Annotated in this window: 26 protein-coding genes; all 26 read left to right on the top strand. The window is 36.0% G+C overall.

Annotated elements, in window-relative coordinates:
• Nucleotides 1–165 precede the first annotated feature (165 nt).
• Nucleotides 166–411 carry a hypothetical protein gene (locus tag V7014_RS16385; RefSeq protein ID WP_335508508.1) on the top strand — a complete coding sequence of 82 codons (246 nt, stop codon included), beginning with the start codon at nt 166–168 and terminating at the stop codon, nt 409–411.
• 67 nt (nt 412–478) lie between these two features.
• Nucleotides 479–784, top strand: coding sequence for a head-tail connector protein (locus V7014_RS16380; protein ID WP_335508507.1), 306 nt, complete (start codon nt 479–481; stop codon nt 782–784).
• Complete coding sequence (locus tag V7014_RS16375; RefSeq protein WP_335508506.1) at nt 781–1,287, top strand: hypothetical protein; 507 nt, start codon at nt 781–783, stop codon at nt 1,285–1,287. Before V7014_RS16380 ends, V7014_RS16375 begins: the two co-directional genes overlap by 4 nt.
• 11 nt (nt 1,288–1,298) lie before the next feature.
• A complete protein-coding gene (locus V7014_RS16370; RefSeq protein ID WP_335508505.1) occupies nt 1,299–1,646 on the top strand; it encodes a hypothetical protein in 348 nt (115 codons plus the stop codon).
• Complete coding sequence (locus V7014_RS16365; protein ID WP_335508504.1) at nt 1,643–2,122, top strand: phage neck terminator protein; 480 nt, start codon at nt 1,643–1,645, stop codon at nt 2,120–2,122. Before V7014_RS16370 ends, V7014_RS16365 begins: the two co-directional genes overlap by 4 nt.
• Nucleotides 2,119–3,129, top strand: a complete 1,011-nt coding sequence (locus tag V7014_RS16360; RefSeq protein ID WP_335508503.1) for a DUF3383 family protein — start codon at nt 2,119–2,121, stop codon at nt 3,127–3,129. The genes V7014_RS16365 and V7014_RS16360 overlap by 4 nt, the downstream gene beginning before the upstream one ends.
• Before the next feature lie 12 nt (nt 3,130–3,141).
• Nucleotides 3,142–3,540, top strand: a complete 399-nt coding sequence (locus tag V7014_RS16355; RefSeq protein WP_335508502.1) for a phage structural protein — start codon at nt 3,142–3,144, stop codon at nt 3,538–3,540.
• Nucleotides 3,541–3,543: 3 nt separating this feature from the next.
• Nucleotides 3,544–3,822, top strand: coding sequence for a hypothetical protein (locus V7014_RS16350; protein WP_335508501.1), 279 nt, complete (start codon nt 3,544–3,546; stop codon nt 3,820–3,822).
• A gap of 189 nt (nt 3,823–4,011) precedes the next feature.
• Complete coding sequence (locus V7014_RS16345; protein WP_335508500.1) at nt 4,012–6,132, top strand: phage tail protein; 2,121 nt, start codon at nt 4,012–4,014, stop codon at nt 6,130–6,132.
• A gap of 10 nt (nt 6,133–6,142) precedes the next feature.
• Nucleotides 6,143–6,571, top strand: a complete 429-nt coding sequence (locus V7014_RS16340; RefSeq protein ID WP_335508499.1) for a phage baseplate protein — start codon at nt 6,143–6,145, stop codon at nt 6,569–6,571.
• The gene (locus tag V7014_RS16335) at nt 6,568–6,870 is read left to right on the top strand and encodes a phage baseplate plug family protein (protein ID WP_335508498.1); all 303 of its coding nucleotides are present in this window, start codon (nt 6,568–6,570) and stop codon (nt 6,868–6,870) included. Before V7014_RS16340 ends, V7014_RS16335 begins: the two co-directional genes overlap by 4 nt.
• Nucleotides 6,863–7,702 (top strand): phage protein, encoded by an 840-nt coding sequence (locus V7014_RS16330; protein WP_335508497.1) that lies wholly within the window; start codon nt 6,863–6,865, stop codon nt 7,700–7,702. The genes V7014_RS16335 and V7014_RS16330 overlap by 8 nt, the downstream gene beginning before the upstream one ends.
• Entirely contained in the window at nt 7,699–8,220 is a 522-nt protein-coding gene (locus V7014_RS16325; protein WP_335508496.1) for a Gp138 family membrane-puncturing spike protein, read from the top strand. Before V7014_RS16330 ends, V7014_RS16325 begins: the two co-directional genes overlap by 4 nt.
• A 13-nt stretch (nt 8,221–8,233) precedes the next feature.
• Nucleotides 8,234–8,536: a PAAR domain-containing protein gene (locus tag V7014_RS16320; RefSeq protein ID WP_335508509.1), complete on the top strand. Its 303-nt coding sequence runs from the start codon at nt 8,234–8,236 to the stop codon at nt 8,534–8,536.
• An 11-nt stretch (nt 8,537–8,547) separates the two neighbouring features.
• Nucleotides 8,548–8,883, top strand: a complete 336-nt coding sequence (locus V7014_RS16315) for a hypothetical protein (RefSeq protein ID WP_335508495.1) — start codon at nt 8,548–8,550, stop codon at nt 8,881–8,883.
• Nucleotides 8,870–10,051, top strand: a complete 1,182-nt coding sequence (locus tag V7014_RS16310; RefSeq protein ID WP_335508494.1) for a baseplate J/gp47 family protein — start codon at nt 8,870–8,872, stop codon at nt 10,049–10,051. Before V7014_RS16315 ends, V7014_RS16310 begins: the two co-directional genes overlap by 14 nt.
• Nucleotides 10,044–10,709, top strand: a complete 666-nt coding sequence (locus V7014_RS16305; RefSeq protein WP_335508493.1) for a hypothetical protein — start codon at nt 10,044–10,046, stop codon at nt 10,707–10,709. Before V7014_RS16310 ends, V7014_RS16305 begins: the two co-directional genes overlap by 8 nt.
• Nucleotides 10,710–11,012 (top strand): hypothetical protein, encoded by a 303-nt coding sequence (locus V7014_RS16300; protein WP_335508492.1) that lies wholly within the window; start codon nt 10,710–10,712, stop codon nt 11,010–11,012. It begins immediately after the preceding gene.
• Complete coding sequence (locus V7014_RS16295) at nt 11,009–11,572, top strand: hypothetical protein (protein WP_335508491.1); 564 nt, start codon at nt 11,009–11,011, stop codon at nt 11,570–11,572. The genes V7014_RS16300 and V7014_RS16295 overlap by 4 nt, the downstream gene beginning before the upstream one ends.
• Nucleotides 11,573–13,570, top strand: coding sequence for a sialidase family protein (locus tag V7014_RS16290; RefSeq protein ID WP_335508490.1), 1,998 nt, complete (start codon nt 11,573–11,575; stop codon nt 13,568–13,570).
• Complete coding sequence (locus V7014_RS16285) at nt 13,570–13,800, top strand: hypothetical protein (protein ID WP_335508489.1); 231 nt, start codon at nt 13,570–13,572, stop codon at nt 13,798–13,800. Before V7014_RS16290 ends, V7014_RS16285 begins: the two co-directional genes overlap by 1 nt.
• Nucleotides 13,800–13,958: a hypothetical protein gene (locus V7014_RS16280; protein WP_335508488.1), complete on the top strand. Its 159-nt coding sequence runs from the start codon at nt 13,800–13,802 to the stop codon at nt 13,956–13,958. Before V7014_RS16285 ends, V7014_RS16280 begins: the two co-directional genes overlap by 1 nt.
• Nucleotides 13,959–14,092: 134 nt before the next feature.
• On the top strand, nt 14,093–14,335 hold the full coding sequence (locus tag V7014_RS16275; protein WP_335508487.1) for a hypothetical protein: 243 nt from the start codon (nt 14,093–14,095) through the stop codon (nt 14,333–14,335).
• A gap of 127 nt (nt 14,336–14,462) precedes the next feature.
• Complete coding sequence (locus tag V7014_RS16270) at nt 14,463–14,732, top strand: hypothetical protein (protein ID WP_335508486.1); 270 nt, start codon at nt 14,463–14,465, stop codon at nt 14,730–14,732.
• A gap of 2 nt (nt 14,733–14,734) precedes the next feature.
• A complete protein-coding gene (locus V7014_RS16265) occupies nt 14,735–14,971 on the top strand; it encodes a phage holin (protein ID WP_335508485.1) in 237 nt (78 codons plus the stop codon).
• A 127-nt stretch (nt 14,972–15,098) separates the two neighbouring features.
• Nucleotides 15,099–15,911, top strand: a complete 813-nt coding sequence (locus V7014_RS16260) for an N-acetylmuramoyl-L-alanine amidase family protein (protein WP_335508484.1) — start codon at nt 15,099–15,101, stop codon at nt 15,909–15,911.

Below are 15,911 nucleotides of genomic sequence, written 5' to 3'. Positions count from 1 at the left end.
AAAAATGACAGGCAGTGCCGATAGCAGTATAGGCTTTTATGCCAAGAGAGCGATTTTTCATATGCTTACATACCATCGCAATAATGAATTCCCAAATAAAGATTATAGAGCCAGTGGTTAATATAAATTTTTCAATTTTTCAATATATAGAGGGAGTGCCAGATGATGCTAACATACTTGTCTAAAGTAATTGTGACCGATGAAAAAATGGTTTACAAATATGGATTAACAAAAGATAAATTAGATGGTTTAATCGAGGTTGATCGATTGGACTTTAATAAAGCGGCCAATGTGACATTAGCATCTGAGGATGGCAGTAGAGGTCAACATGCAGTTAGAGCTATCGCTAACATGATTAGATATCATCGTAATAATGAGTTCCCAGATAAAGATATGAGAGCTAGCGGTTAATATAGATATTCAAAACACTTATTTTCATGAGTGTTTTTTATTTTGTCCTGAAAGAAGTGAGAAAGAAGTGGATTTAATTGAATTGAAAAAACGTCTAAAAATACCTACCGATGATACGTCCCAAGATGATACCTTATCAATCAATCTTGAAGATGCAATAGATTACGTCAAAACAGAGTGTAATAATCAATTTGAAGATGGTTTACCAAGTAGAGTTAAAAGGGCTGTTGCATTACTTGTGAAATCAATGGGAGAAAATTCAAATGTAGCATCTCAGTCACTAGGGGATATGAGTAAATCATTTTTTCAAGGTGCGACACAAAAGGATGTACAAGATTATCTCAGGCCATATAAGAAGGTGAAATTTGTATGAGTCGATTTACAATACGAGATACCAGCAATGTAAGAGAGTTAACGGGGAATCTAAAGGAACTCGATAAGAACCAGATTAAGGTTGGCATCTTAGGGAAGGATTCAGAGCTATCGATGATTGCAGCTGTACATGAGTATGGAACTGAAATCACTGTTACTGAAAAAATGAGGAAATGGTTTGCTGCTAATGGCTTTCCGTTAAAAAAGGAGACAACCAAAATTGTCATTCCAGAACGTTCTTTTCTTCGCAGTGGTTTCGATGAAAGCGTAGATGATATAGCCAAGAAAATCGAAGATCTTGCTCCACTGGTACTCCAAAATCAAGTAGATCCACAAATCTTTATGAATATGATTGGATTAGAGTTTGCAGGAAAGATTCAACAGAAAATAAGGAATCTAAGAGGCCCTGCCAATAGTGATATGACGGTTGAGAGAAAAGGTTCCAGTAATCCTTTGGTTGATAGCGGTCGTTTAGTTGGTTCTATCAGTCATAAGATTGAATAGGCGGTGGATAGGTGAGTAAACAATTTGAATTTGCAGATTTCGTTGATGAATTTTATGTCCCTTTCACTTATATTAAACAATCAGAAGGATATTGGACTGATAGCGGTGACTGGGTAGAAGGCAGTAAAACCCCTGTTTCTACTGGAGGGATTGTACTCCCTCTATCAGAAGATGACCTGAAATACTCTGAAGCAGGAACATACAGTGAGAAGGATAAAAAGGTGTATGTAACTACCGAATTAAAAATAGGAAACACAGTGCTGTATAAAGATGATGAATATACCATTCAAAATTTTAAAGATGATTATAGTGACTATGCTGATGTTTATATTTATCTCATGAGGTGGAGACAGAAATGATAATAGCTATCAAAAGTCTCATAGCACAAATATACAAAGATACTGGTTTGCGAGTGATAAAAGCTTATCAAAAAGGCTCAAAACTTGCCTTGCCATACGGTGTATACAACGTGACATCACCTTACATTAAAGACGTAGGGCAAGAGAATGAGTCATATATAGATACCGGTAATGACTTTTTAATAATACATGAGGAACAATTTAAATCGGTTCTCTCTTTTAACATATATGCGACTAATGATGAAACTGCGATCGACCTGGCTTTACAGGTTCGAAAGTGGTTTTTATTTTTGGGCCAGGAATACATTCAGAGTCAAAATATCGCTATTATTTCAGTTGGTAATGTTGAAGCAAGAACGACTTTCCTAGTCGACTCTTATGAGCATAAGCACGGCTTTGATGTGCAACTGAGGTTAACAGACGAACAAAGCAGACAAGTTGATTACTTTAATAAAATAGGGGAGTTGAAAATATGAGTAATCGTTTCGTAACGGTAAATATTACGCGACAAACAAAGCCCGTATCTGAAAAAGGGTTTGGGTTACCACTTGTTTTCGCAACAAGTAAACCATTCGAATACAAAGTATATCGAGATATTTCGGATGCAGTAGATGACTTCGCAACAGATACTAAAGAATACAAGATGTTATCACGAATGTTTGGACAAAATCCGAAGCCAGCTGAGATTGCCATTTTCGGCGTTCAATATGATTCAGAAACAGGTTCACCAACAGATCTGGTAACAGCATTAAATACGTTAATCAAAACACACAATGATTTCTATTACCTTACTTCAGTTGAACAAGGTGATGAAGAGATTGAAGCATTAGCAGAATGGATCAGTACACAAGATAAGATTTACGTTGCTTCTTCTGCAAGTGAAATGCTATATGCTAAGTTGAAAGGCAAATACGACAATGTTCATTTGCTGATCCATAATGAGCCAGAATCTTATCCTGCTGAAGGTTTAGTAGCATCATTGGCACCACTAACAATTGGGTCCTATACCTGGACATTTAAAAACATTGCTGGTGTTGCGCCTGTTGACTTTGATAATTCGAAAATTAACAAAATCCATGAAAATAACTGTAATACGTACATTACTGAAGGTGGCGTAAATATTACTAGTCATGGTGTGGCTACTAGTGGCGAATACATGGATGTTATTCAAGGGGAACATTTTATTACAGCAAAGATTACAGAGAACATTTTTGGCATGTTAGTTAGGACGCCTAAAGTTCCGTTCACAAGCGCAGGGATTGCCCTAGCTGTAGCTGAAATTGAAAAAGCGCTTGATTTAGCAGGGAAAAATGGAATTATCGCAATTGAAAACGATGATTATCAATATACAATTACAATTCCAAAAATCGAAGATATTCCTACTAACTCAAAAGCTAAACGTCAATTACCAGACATACCTTGGAAAGCAACAATTGCCGGTGCTATTGAAGAGGTAACAATTAATGGCGTTTTAGCAATTTAAGGAGGGGATTAGATGTTTACAACAAATTATGATTTCAAAAAAGTTTCTACTATTGTCGCTGGATTTATTATCACAGGATATATGGATGGAGAACCTATTTCGGTTGAGAAAAACGAAGACGATGTTTTTCCACATGTAGGAGCTGATGGAGAAGTAACTTATGCAGAAGGTGCGGACGATACGGGTATTATTACGCTTAGTCTCAAACAGACTTCAGCTGTTTTACCGCAACTACAAGAATTGCGTAAATCAAAGAAGATATTCCCTATCTCAATTTTAGATAGTAACACAAGAACCTATAAAACTGGAGGAACTGAAGCGAGAATTTTAAAGATGCCAGCTCGCACTTATGGTACAGAGGTTCAAGGTGTAGAAGTTCAAATTCATGTAGCTCATTTAAAGGAGGAATAATTTATGGCTTTTCAAATGAAAACAGAAGAATATACTAGCACGTTACAAAATAAATACACATTTCAGAGTGTAATTCCATCAAAATGGGCACAGATTGTAGATCGTATCACAGATAAGCACGGTAAGCTATTAAACACGTTAGCAATGCCAGCATTATTAGAGCACGTTGTAGCAGAACCAAGCGGTTTGAAAATGGATGATTTCGAAGACTGGGAAGAGCTTGAAGAGGTAACAATGGCAGCCTTTCGATTTCAACGAAAAAGAAAATCAAATAATTCTTAAGCTAGGGAGCGTCAATGACGTTCCTTCTTTTTATGTAAAAAAAGCAAGAAAAGAGTGGTGGAAGTATGTCATTCCTGAGTATTTCCCTGCTTATACACCTTTAGAAATTGAAACATGGTCTGCCGATGTCATTTTAGAGCATCTTGCGGCTTGTTATGAGAAACGCCAAAGCAAAGGCGGTGTTAAAAAATGAGTGGTGCCGTTCGTGATTTGTATGTAGGTATACGATTTGACGATGATATAAGTCGTGATATTGAGCGTGTAGATGAGCTTGTAGACAACGTTCGCGACAGTATGGAACGACTCGGTTCTGAGATTGATGATGTCGAACGAAATCTTAGTCAAATGTCAACCGGATTCAATGGGTTAGATGATATTCGAGAGGATGCTATCGAAGCTAGGAAAGCATTGAATGATTTAAGTAAAACTGATGTAGACATAGATATACAAGGATCAGAAAGTTCTTTTGGAGCAATGTCACAAGGGGTTATGGGTCTTAAATCTAAGCTAGGTCTCTTATCTGGAGCGTTTAGTGGGGCGGGTGCTGCAGCTGCACCTTTACTTGCAGGAATGGTAGGTTTAACTGCATCATTTGCAGCAGCTGATATCGGTGCGGCAGCATTTGGAGCTGTTGCAGTTTCTGTACTTGGTAGTGTATTCGAAGCATCTTCAGAAGTAGCAAAATTAGAGGAACAGATAGCAAATGCTGATAGTGCTGAAGAGAGAATTGCAGCACAAAAAGAGTTGGCAGCCGTATACGAGGGTATGAGCAAATCCCAGCAAGAAGCTTTGAAAAATTTACAAGGATTTAAAAGTTTTTGGGGTGGGTTTACTAAGCAATTTGAAGAACCTATATTTGCCGCATTTAATGAAGGTTTGCAATTTACTCAAAAATTATTAACAGGTTTAGGACCTACTATCGGTAGAGTATCAAGTATGGTCGTTTCAATCATGCAGGATATGAATAGTGCATTAGATAGTTCTGGTGCGAAAGAGTTTTTCACCTGGTTAGAAATAAATGCAGCAGGTAGTATTGCAAACTTTGCAACTATAGGTGGTAACGTACTTAGTGGTTTCTTTAGCTTACTGCAAGCATTCGCTCCAATAGGTGCAAGTATGGAAGAAGGACTAGTTAGTTTAACTGAAAGGTTCCAACAGTGGTCTGCTGGATTAAGTGAATCGAATGGGTTTCAAACCTTTGTAGCTGTTGTACAAGAAAACGGACCGAAATTAATGAATATATTTGGAAATATTTTTAGAGTTATTGGAGACCTTGTCCCAGTGTTAGCGCCTTTTGGTGCGATTTTGATAGATGTTGCTTCGAAAGTAACGGATGTGATTGTTTTTCTAACATCTTTATTGCCGAGTTTCTCACAAATTAAGGAAGGTATAGCAACAACTTTTAGTGCGATTCAAGTAGCTGTGTCACCGGTAAAGGACCTTTTTGTCACTATTGGTTCAGCCATAATGGGATTTGTGAATGAAGTCGTTATTCCTTTAATTCCGGTTGCACAAGAGTTTATAATGAATGCTTTTCAAGCAATGCAACCTGCTATATCTACTGTAAAAGGGCTATTTTCAACGGTATCTAATGTAATTACAACTTTAATTAATAGTGTAATCGTTCCTTTGTTCCCGGTAGCAAAAGAAGTCATTTCAACTGTCTTTAATGTGATTAATCCTATTATTCGTATTGCATCTTCATTATTTAAAGCAGTCGGTAGCGTAGTTATGTTTCTTGTGAATGAAGTAGTAGTGCCTTTAATTCCTAAAATAGCAACTATAGTAAAAGACATGTGGGCAGTCGCTAAACCGATTTTAGATACCATGACCACTGTTTTTAACGGCATAGCTGATGCAATAGACTGGGCAATAGAGAAATTTAATAGTTTCGCGAGTGCCGTGAAAAAGTTTAAAATGCCGAGTTTTGGATTGCCGAAAATTATGGGCGGTAATGGTCTTATTCAAATGGGTGGTGATGGTTCCCATGCCACAGGGTTAGCGCGAGTTCCGTGGGACGGATACCAAGCGACAGTGCATAAAGATGAAGCGATTTTAACAGCCAAACAATCTAATGCTCTAAGAAGTGCAGGGGTCTTAACAGAAAACCCAGATGGTACCCCAAATCTCAACATGGATGGAGGAAGTGCAACAACCGAAAATGGCGGGTCTACTTCATCAGGTAATTCACCAAATGATAAGAACGTATTTCAGTTTTATATAACTGGTGAAAATAGTGAGGATATAGCAGAAAAAGTAAGGAAGGAAATAGAACGCTTTTGGATGCAAATGAATATGAAACAGGCGTGAGGTGAGAAATATGCCTTATCTAGGTGATGTTTATATAAATATCATTGATAAAGTAGGCAGAGGAAAAAATGTGAACACTACTGACCACGCTATAGAAGATGGAGAACCACTGACAGATCACATTGAAAAACAACCAACGACTTTATCTATCAGTGGTTTGATTTTAGATAAAGATGAAAAGAAGTTAAAGAAGTTAGAAGAGTATGAGGAAAAAGGCACTCTTCTAACTTTTTCTTATAAGACAAAGTTAGATAATGTAGCCATTACTTCTTTTAGTAGCGATAGAGATGTAAAAGTAAAAAACGGATACACTTTTTCCATGTCATTGAAGCAAATTAGAGTTGTGAAACAAGGGAAAACAGTCAAAACAAGTGGAGCTGTTAACAAACGTACAAAATCAAAAAAGAATCTTGGTAGAAAGCAGGTGAAGAAGAAATGATTGAACTGAATAAAGAGGATATTCCTTGTGAATTTGAAGTTGAATTAACAGGAGAACTATTTAGTTTGTCAGTTTCTTATAATGTACAGTCTGATTTTTTCACAGTTGGTCTTTCTAAGAATGGTGAGGTTCTTTGTTACGGAGAGAAAATGGTGCTAAATCAACCGTTATTTAGCCAACTAAGTCATCCAGAATTACCTAAGGTACAGATTGTACCAAGGGCTAATAATGCTATTGAGTTAACATATGTAACGTTTGGAGAAACCGTCTTTATAGCGGTGGAGGGTATCAATGAATGATTTATATATTCGTAAAAATATAGTAACGATTAACAACCGAGCATTTACAGATCCATTAACGATTAATTTTGATGTTGCTTTTGATGATTCTAAAGAATTAAATACGATTACTATAGAGATTTACAACTTAAAAGATAGTACGATTGCAAGCTTAAAGAAGAATTCTCCAGTTACTTTACAAGCTGGTTATGTTGATGACTATGGCATTGTTTTCGAAGGACTTATTAAAAAAACTACAACCGAATGGCAGGGAGTAGATAAGAAAACGAAAATTGAATGTGTGGATGATAGCGGTGATAAATGGAACAAGGAGAAAATTAAAAAGGCTTATAAAGGTCCTATAGATGCAAAAACAATTCTAAAGGATTTAATTAGTAAAACAGGATTAGTTACAGGTGATTTAAGTTTACCGAAAAATCATGTTTATAAGTCAGGGAAGACTTTTAATAGTCTTGTTAGTAAAGCAACTATAGAAGTAGCTAAAGACTGTAACGCAAAGGTTCATATCAATAAAAAACAAATCTTCATTCGCGGTAAAAATGAATCATCTAAGATTGCTTACCAAGTAAATAAAGGAACTGGATTAATTGGTTCACCTACTCCTATTGAGAAAGAAGAGGCTGAACCAGATAAAAAAAGTAATGCAGGGGAAGAAAAAAAGAAAACACTCAAAGGTTGGAGTGTGAAGGTTCTTCTTGATCATCGTATTACAGTTGATAGTATGATTATTTTAAAGAGTAAAACGGCAAACGGTACATTCAGAGTAAGTAAAGGAATGCATAATTCAAACGGTAACACTCACTATACTGAAATGGAGGTATTCCCTCTATGAAAGAAGCAAACAGTTTTTTTGATGATTTTACGGATAATTTAGTAGGTAGCTTACACACCTGTTGCTTCGCGAGAATTGAACGCTTTGATCCAGTTTTGATGCAAGCAGATATCACACCTCTTTACGAGGATGATGTTCCATTGATTCAAAATGTTCCTGTTAACACTATTCAAACAACCCATTTTATTATTCGAGCACCTTATGAAGTGGGAGATATAGTTCTTGTTGTATTCTCACAAAGAGATATCGATTTCGTTTTATATGGAGACAGTGAGCAATCAGTACGCATGATGGGGATAGATGATGCTGTTATTGTTGGAGGAATCATTCCATTTACGAAACCTTTACCGGTTGGATACGAAGATGATTTAATCATCGCTACAAAGGATGACTTCAATACGAAGCTAGTTTTTCGAAAAGATGGTTCTGTTTTACTGGAAGCACTAAAAGATATTGATATTATTTCGAAGGAAAATGTGAATATTACAGGTCAAATGATCAATTTTAACGAGGGGTGATAACTTGTCTAGAGTGGCTAGAGTTACTGACAAGCATGAAGGGACGTGTAATCACGGCGCACCTTGTTGTCCTCACTCTGTTTCAGGTCCAATAGTAGAAGGGAGTACTAATACTTTTACCAATGGTATGAAACAAGCAAGAGATAACGACTTAGTGAGTCATGATTGTCCGCATTGTGGAACTGGAAAGATTGTAGCAAGTTCAACAACAGTTAAAGTAAATGGAAAAGCTATAGCAAGGCTAGGTGATAAAGTCATTTATCCTGGAGGGAACGGTGTAATTGTCGGCGGAAGTAATAACGTTGTTTCAGGTTAGAAGGTGAAAAAATGAAAAGCTTTAAATTAGATGATAAAGGCGACTTTGATATTAAGTCATACGTAGAAGGTGAGGATCTAATTATACAAAATATAAAACACCTTGTTATAACCAGGATTGGGGAATGGTTGTTAAATGAAAACTATGGGTTTAATCGTTCTGTGGTAGAAGGGAAAAAAGTGAATGAGCGAGATATCACCGAAGCTTTGTATGATGCTATTTTACAAGAACCTCAATTGAAAGAGATTACTAAATTAACATTTAATTTTGATCCATACCACCGACAATTACAAATAGATTTCGAAGCTACAACTACAGGAGGAGGTGTGATAAGTGCTAACTTCTAAAGGATTTTATAGAAAAACATATGAGGACTTACTTTTAGAAATGCAGGAACGAGCTAGAGTATTGTTGGGTGCAGATGTTGATTTAAGTGAACGTACTCCATTAGGCAAATGGCTGCAATTAGAAGCATACACAAGATCCGAAGATTATGAACTAATGGAACAATTATATTATTCGCCACATGTTGCATTTGCTGAAGACAATAACTTGGATTATGCCGTAAAGAAAAGAAGTATGAGCCGTAAAAAATGGTTAAAAGCAGATGGTCTTGTTCAGCTTGAATTGATGGGTAATACAACTGTACAAGCTGGGACGATTGTTGGGAAAGCAACTGGTGTAAAATACAGTACCGTTTCTGAAGTGATATCGACAACCCATGGCATTTATGACGTGGTTGTTATTTGTAACGAAGCTGGAGAAATAGGTAATGCAGAAATCAATGAGATTAATACAATCTATACACCAATAGTTGGTCTTATAAGTGTATCTAACTCTATTCCTTTTCGTAATGGGCAAGATCGTGAAACCAATGAACAATTGCGAGCAAGGTATTTTGAAAGCCCGGCGAAAGAAGGAACAAATCGTATAGATTCAATGAGAGCTAAAATCCTTGATGAAGTTGAAGGAGTACGATCTTGCTTGATTTTTGAAAATGAAAGCAATGTTCAAGATGAAGATGGACGACCTCCACATTCTTTCGAAGTAGTTGTGTTAGGTGGGGAACCACAAAATATAGCCGAGAAGATTTTCGCTAACAAGCCAGGTGGTATAAGGGCATACGGGAGTCAAGTACTAATAGTTTTAGATGAAAAGTATAACCCGCATCAAATTGGATTTAGTTATGCCGGAACCATTCCAATATATGCAAAAGTAAGTGTGAAAACTAATGCTAATTATCCGTTGAATGGTGATGAAGTGGTAAAAGAGGAACTTATTAAATACATTGGTGGTGAATATGATAGCGAGATATTTAATGGCTTAGGTATGGCTGAAAACGTGGTGCACTCTAAAGTATCGGCAGTTGTTGCTTTAAAAGTACCTGGAGTTGTTGATGTTGTACTAACCCTATCTACAGATGGACAGACATACAGTGAAGAAAACATTCTTGTTGGTCGAACTCAAGTAGCTGAAATAGATACTACTAGGATTGAGGTGAGTAAGCTTGTCTGATTTGTTAAATCAATATTTAGAGCGTTTGCCTTCCCACTTTTATAAAGATAAGGACAGTAATAACTATAAGTTATTTCAAATACTAGCTGAGCAAGGAGAAAGTAAACAAACTATTTTAAGGATTATGCAGCAGTATGAAGATATAGATCAAGCAGAAGGACAAAAGTTAGATTTTCATGGACAAGATGTTGGTTGCGAACGCGGCAACATGGATGATGTGGAGTATCGTAAACGGATTAAGATACAAATCATTATCAATCTATCTGAAGCAGATATAGAAGCGATAAATACTATTCTCACAGCATATATGGGTGAGGATTTTTTGCGTTTGGAAGAAGGATGGAGCAGTGATTTTGAAGAACCGGCTTCACTACTATTTCATTTTTCACAATCAACAAAAGAAATTCCGTATCAACTGTTACGACAAATTAAACCAGCAGGAGTTATGATAATTACTCTAATCAATCAAATGTTAGAGCATTTAAAACTGAGTGGACTTTCTTATACGTTTCCTGTGAAATATAGAATTACGAATAAATTCCGAACAGCACCAATGCCAGGAATGAAGGCTGATGTACCACTTGTAGTACAAGGTAATACTTATGATTTTAAAGTGAAGTATCCAGTATGCGGAAAGTTTTCGGCAGGAGGCGATTAAATGGCTGAAATACAATCATTGTTAGTTGATGAAACATTAAGATTTATCGATACGTTTATCAAAAAAGCAAAGGTCACGATAAATGGACAAGACATCGAAAAAGAAATATATCGGACTGTTAAGAATGGAAACGAATTAAGAAAATACGTGTATCTTGACGAAGAAATCGGATTAATTACAAGAGCAGCACTTGTTGATACAAACGGCAGGGAACTCTATGTGAAAACTTACAACTATAATAAGAATTCGAACGGATTTGTGATAGTATTCCCTATTAAACAAAGCATTGAGGTGTTTTCATGAAGACTGAACATTATGTTAAGACGGATTGGTTTGACGAGCTTGAAGATCCTGTTACTGGGGAAGAAATTGAAGAAGGTACAAAATTCACAGCTAAAAGAGCAAATAATTTCGAAGATGGAATTTTTCGCGCGCATGTAAGAATTGATGAAAACGAACGAGACGATAAAAGACGTGATATTTCTATTGAAATGCTAACTAAAGCACCTGGATCATCAGGTGTTTTTTTTGATGTCTTCGATGGTACAGAATCTTCTAAGTTTGTATTAGACAAGTCTAAAGCAGATATTATAGAAGCTGTTGCTGCAGGTACTACAGTACTTAAAGTTGATAATGTAGAAGGATTCAAAGTTTTTACCCAGATTACTATATACGATGATGCTAACAGTGAAAATAAGCAGATTACAGCAATTGATGAAGCTAATAGAACTATTACTGTCCAAGCTCTAACAAATGGCTATAAGAAAGGTGCTAAAGTAGCAAGGTCTACAGTTGTAATCGATACAGAAATTAAAGAATTGAAATTTGGAACTTGGGATATTTACAAAGTGGAGGTGGTCTAAATGTCAACATTAGTAAGTGGCGCAGGATATACAACGGCTAGTAATGGTGGTCGCAAACTAATTATTTTACCTAACGGGTGGTTATTTAGTGTTGTGCGCAAATCAGAATATGTGTTTATTTACAAATCAGAAAATGGTGGGGAAACATGGAATCAATTTTATACTACTAACGCTTCTACTATTCAAGATGTCTGCTTAGTTAATATTGATCCTAATAAATTCGGCATGCTTTTGGGTTACAGTAATTCTGCTATTCGATTTTTTAGGTTTAATAAAGACACTGGTTATACTGGTTATACAGAGGTTGATTATAATCAAACAGTAATGGGGAAAGTATCCATAACAATCGATCCAGCAAACGGACACTTGCACGCGGCTTGGGCTAGCAGAAACGTAAGTTATCAAAGTTGGTTTAATATTCGATACGCTAAAAGTACAGATGGTGGTTTGTCCTGGGGTTCGGTTATGAATGTTACAAATTTTCATTCGTGGCAGTCTGTAAATCCGTCAATCATAATTAGAAACGGTACTCCAAATATACTTTTTGAGACACAATTAGCAGACGAAATGGCGATAACTTGTTACAGATTTAATTCTGTTTGGACTGGTAACCCTGTTTACAAAGGTGGGTATTATAGTCAATCTTCACCATCCGCAATAGTAGATAAAGACGGTATTATACATGTGACGTGGTACGCGCTTCATTATGATTCTCCAACATACGATAGGGTTCATTATTCAAAGTCTTCCGATGGAGGATATTCATGGACATCTCCTATATTTATTGGGTATGGAAAAACGCCTTCAATAACTGTAGATAAGTTAGGTAAATTAAATGTGTTTTTTAAAAACAATAACGGAATTATTTACTTAGCTAGAGAAAGTGGTGGGAATTGGAGCGATGGTTCAATATCATCTGTTAATGGTTCATTTCCATCTACTTTGTATGACCCAACATTTTCGGGGGTATTTGGTCAATGGACTCCAGTGATATATGAAACGGTTAACAGCGTAGAATATACAGGAACATATATAGGAAACAAACTACCTTCAGTAACGTTGAATACAGTAAACAACCAAATCTTATATGAAAATAGTTCATTTGTTATAGAAGGTAGCACAATAGACAATGACAATGAACAATCTGTCACTGCTTATTATCAAATCGATAATGGTCCAAGAAAAGTTTTAAATACTGGGGTTAGTAAAACACCTATTGTATTTAATAAGCAGCTAGTATTTAAATCAGGAAAATTATACGATGACGATAAAGCAATAACAGATGAACTTGCTGAAGGTGCAGCACATACATTAAAGGTTTGGTCACAAGACGATCAAGGCGGTATCTCAAGAGAAGAAATACGGACGTTCCATGTAGTGCCAAATAGAGCTCCTTCTTTAACTGTTAATCCTATTGATCCAAGCACTTGTATTATTAACAATGATTCTTTTAATGTGAGTGGTACGTGTGCAGATGTAGACGGAAATGAAGTTATTGTTTCATATAGATTAAATGGTGGTTTAAGCACGGAAATCTACAGAGGTAAAGATAATAATTGGTCATTTGATTTATCATTGAAAGACTTAGTGGATGGTGAAAATACAATTCTTATAGAAGTAGTAGATTCCTATAATGCTAAAACATCTATTGAAGAAAAAATTAATAAGACCAAAATTTCAACTCCAATGATAGAATCTGTTGCTTACTACAAGGTCAATGTTGGTAAGTCCAAAGAAATCTTGTTATGGGTTCAGAGAGGTGAAAACTTCACAGCAAAAGCAGAAGTTAGTATGACACTGACAGGTGAACAAGAGGGCTTTGTTGACATGATACTGGACAGAACAACTCCTATAGATGGTAAACCAGGTATTGTGGAAGATACCTTTATTTATAATACAACCGAAGCTAAAGATGATGTTATTGTTAAAATCACATTGACTAGAACTTCAGTAGATATTGATGAATCCATTGAATTAATTTCGGGGGTGGCTGAATAATGCCTATTGTTGTAAGGGTACGAGATGAGAAAGGTGTGCTAGGCGGGTTTAAAAAGTATTTTGATGGAGAAACACCAGAAGAGAAAACTGAACGTTTAGAAGCTACAAATGCTCAACTTGAATCTTCTTTAATTGAAATGTCGGAAATTGCTGCATACCAGGAACAGCGCAATATTCAAAATGAAAAAGCGATTATGGAATTAACAATGATAGTAGGAGGTAAGGCGTAATGTTTGATGAAAACAGTGGATTGGTAGCTATTTGGACAAGAAATGTAAAACCTAATGGAGAATATGAACGCGAACAGGTTCCGAAACTGTCAAATTTGCAAGAAGTTGTGTGGGCTGTTTTAGATAAACAGAAAGCAGAAAAACCAATACCGCAATAAACAGAGAGCACCTATTGAGGTGTATTTTTTATTGAGTAAAGAGGACAATGAATGTTGCAACACCTAGCAAAATGACTAGTTATGACTATATCCCAGATCAATAACAATAGGCAGTAATCTATACCTCCTTGAACATGGACACATACACTATTTTGAAACAATTCGAGGAGGAGATAAAAATGGAAAGACAATTCTTTGGAGGTTATGGCATGGGTTATGGTGGTTTCCCAGGCACTGGCATGGGCTATGGTGGTTTCCCAGGCTATGGTATGGGTTATGGCGGCTCACCTGGTTATGGTATGGGTTATGGCGGTTACCCGTCCCATCATGGTTTCCATCATGGACATTGTTGTTATCCAATCCATCACTGTTGCTGAGAGGATTCTTATTAGTTTAATAATATATTACTAATTAACTTTACACATGATGTTATTTTAAAAAATAGTTGTATTTCTAAGACGGGCTTATGCTCGTCTTTTTATTTTGAACAAAGTGGGTGTGACAATGGCTGATGAGCAATGGTATTCGAATAAGGATTTATTTGAACAAATAAACAAGTTGACACTTGAAATGCAGGAAACTCGTAATCTGATTAAACAATACAACGGATTAAGAGAAAGAATAGATGGAATTGAAGATGAAGTTGAAGAAATGAAAGCTGTAAAAAAAGGTAAGAAAACAGTTGCCGATTCCATTCTCACTTGGGGTGGGTGGATTTTTACACTGATTACACTAGTTGTGCTTTTATTTAACACGTTTAATGGAGGGAAATGATTATGAATAAAGACATTGTAACTCTAGTAACAGGGTTCTTATCTGCATTATTGTTGTTCTTCGGAACAATTGGAGTTTCATTTGATAGGTTTACTACCGAAAGTATAAATGCTTTCGGCGTTTTATTGACTGCCACAATTGCTTTGAGTGTAGCTTTATACGCCATTTGGAAAAACACTTATGTAAGTAAGAAAGCCAAAGAACAAAAGAATCTATTAAAAAAGCATAATTTGAAATAGTACAAGCCAATCAGTATTTCTGGTAATAAAATTTGTTGAAGTTACTTAATGAAGAAGTAGTTCAATTGCCAAAGGGGACCTAACGGTTCTCTTTTATTTTTTTATAAATTAAGAGGGAGAGATATAAATGAAAATAACAGGAAGCGCAGGGCATGGGTTACATACACCAGGTAAAAGATGTCCGGATGACAGTATGCGAGAATTTATGTTCAATGTCGCAGTATTTAATTACTTTAAAAAAGAAATTGAGCAATACATTGATAGCAAAGGTGAAAAAGTATCTGTTATAGGCGTTCATGATCCAACAGGTAAAAAAGATATACCACTATCAACCCGTTCAAATAATGTTAATAAACATGAACCTGATTTGCATATTGATTTTCACGCGAATGCACATGGAAGTGGTTTGCAGTGGACAGATGCTAATGGGGTAGAAACCTTTGTTTATAAAAAGACATTGAAAGATGCAGTGAAGGTTGCCACATCAGTACAAATTGCAATTGTTGATGTTACAGGATTAAGAGATCGTGGAGTTAAGGAAGATAACCTTCACATGCTCCGTGAAACTAATCCAACATCTATTCTTGTAGAAGGTCCGTTTATGTCGAATCGTAAAGAAGCAGAGCTATTAAAAAGTGATTCATTTAGACGAAAGTTCGCTCTCGCAATTGTAGATGGAATAGCTGAAGCTTATAACTTAAAAAAGAATAGTAAAAAAACTAATGAGAAAGAAGGAATCCGTATGTATAAACCAAGTAATGATGATATGTTAGAATCTACAATTAAAGTAATGAAACGATTAGAAGACAAAAAGGTTCATGGTGATAAAGCTTTAAGTTCTGTGCATCGTGAAAAATTAGGTAAAGGTGAGTTACCACTAGATGATGCAATTGCCATTCTTTTTGTTGCTCATGATCGTGGATTAATTGTTGGTAAATAA

Origin of the sequence: Bacillus sp. JJ722, from assembly GCF_036963345.1 — a bacterium.
In the GTDB taxonomy this organism is placed as follows: Bacteria; Bacillota; Bacilli; order Bacillales; family DSM-1321; genus Bacillus_AD.
The sequence above is the reverse complement of the archived record's forward strand: the minus strand, read 5'-3'. Positions and strand labels throughout refer to the sequence as shown.

What these genes read in the sequence shown, in the direction of transcription:
- V7014_RS16360 (WP_335508503.1), top strand. Translation starts at nt 2,119, where the DNA reads ATGAGTAATCGTTTCGTAACGGTAAATATTACGCGACAAACAAAGCCC.
- V7014_RS16355 (WP_335508502.1), top strand. Translation starts at nt 3,142, where the DNA reads ATGTTTACAACAAATTATGATTTCAAAAAAGTTTCTACTATTGTCGCT.
- V7014_RS16330 (WP_335508497.1), top strand. Translation starts at nt 6,863, where the DNA reads ATGAATGATTTATATATTCGTAAAAATATAGTAACGATTAACAACCGA.
- V7014_RS16325 (WP_335508496.1), top strand. Translation starts at nt 7,699, where the DNA reads ATGAAAGAAGCAAACAGTTTTTTTGATGATTTTACGGATAATTTAGTA.
- V7014_RS16290 (WP_335508490.1), top strand. Translation starts at nt 11,573, where the DNA reads ATGTCAACATTAGTAAGTGGCGCAGGATATACAACGGCTAGTAATGGT.
- V7014_RS16315 (WP_335508495.1), top strand. Translation starts at nt 8,548, where the DNA reads ATGAAAAGCTTTAAATTAGATGATAAAGGCGACTTTGATATTAAGTCA.
- V7014_RS16335 (WP_335508498.1), top strand. Translation starts at nt 6,568, where the DNA reads ATGATTGAACTGAATAAAGAGGATATTCCTTGTGAATTTGAAGTTGAA.
- V7014_RS16280 (WP_335508488.1), top strand. Translation starts at nt 13,800, where the DNA reads ATGTTTGATGAAAACAGTGGATTGGTAGCTATTTGGACAAGAAATGTA.
- V7014_RS16260 (WP_335508484.1), top strand. Translation starts at nt 15,099, where the DNA reads ATGAAAATAACAGGAAGCGCAGGGCATGGGTTACATACACCAGGTAAA.
- V7014_RS16375 (WP_335508506.1), top strand. Translation starts at nt 781, where the DNA reads ATGAGTCGATTTACAATACGAGATACCAGCAATGTAAGAGAGTTAACG.
- V7014_RS16340 (WP_335508499.1), top strand. Translation starts at nt 6,143, where the DNA reads ATGCCTTATCTAGGTGATGTTTATATAAATATCATTGATAAAGTAGGC.
- V7014_RS16365 (WP_335508504.1), top strand. Translation starts at nt 1,643, where the DNA reads ATGATAATAGCTATCAAAAGTCTCATAGCACAAATATACAAAGATACT.
- V7014_RS16295 (WP_335508491.1), top strand. Translation starts at nt 11,009, where the DNA reads ATGAAGACTGAACATTATGTTAAGACGGATTGGTTTGACGAGCTTGAA.
- V7014_RS16270 (WP_335508486.1), top strand. Translation starts at nt 14,463, where the DNA reads ATGGCTGATGAGCAATGGTATTCGAATAAGGATTTATTTGAACAAATA.
- V7014_RS16300 (WP_335508492.1), top strand. Translation starts at nt 10,710, where the DNA reads ATGGCTGAAATACAATCATTGTTAGTTGATGAAACATTAAGATTTATC.
- V7014_RS16275 (WP_335508487.1), top strand. Translation starts at nt 14,093, where the DNA reads ATGGACACATACACTATTTTGAAACAATTCGAGGAGGAGATAAAAATG.
- V7014_RS16285 (WP_335508489.1), top strand. Translation starts at nt 13,570, where the DNA reads ATGCCTATTGTTGTAAGGGTACGAGATGAGAAAGGTGTGCTAGGCGGG.
- V7014_RS16345 (WP_335508500.1), top strand. Translation starts at nt 4,012, where the DNA reads ATGAGTGGTGCCGTTCGTGATTTGTATGTAGGTATACGATTTGACGAT.
- V7014_RS16385 (WP_335508508.1), top strand. Translation starts at nt 166, where the DNA reads ATGCTAACATACTTGTCTAAAGTAATTGTGACCGATGAAAAAATGGTT.
- V7014_RS16265 (WP_335508485.1), top strand. Translation starts at nt 14,735, where the DNA reads ATGAATAAAGACATTGTAACTCTAGTAACAGGGTTCTTATCTGCATTA.
- V7014_RS16350 (WP_335508501.1), top strand. Translation starts at nt 3,544, where the DNA reads ATGGCTTTTCAAATGAAAACAGAAGAATATACTAGCACGTTACAAAAT.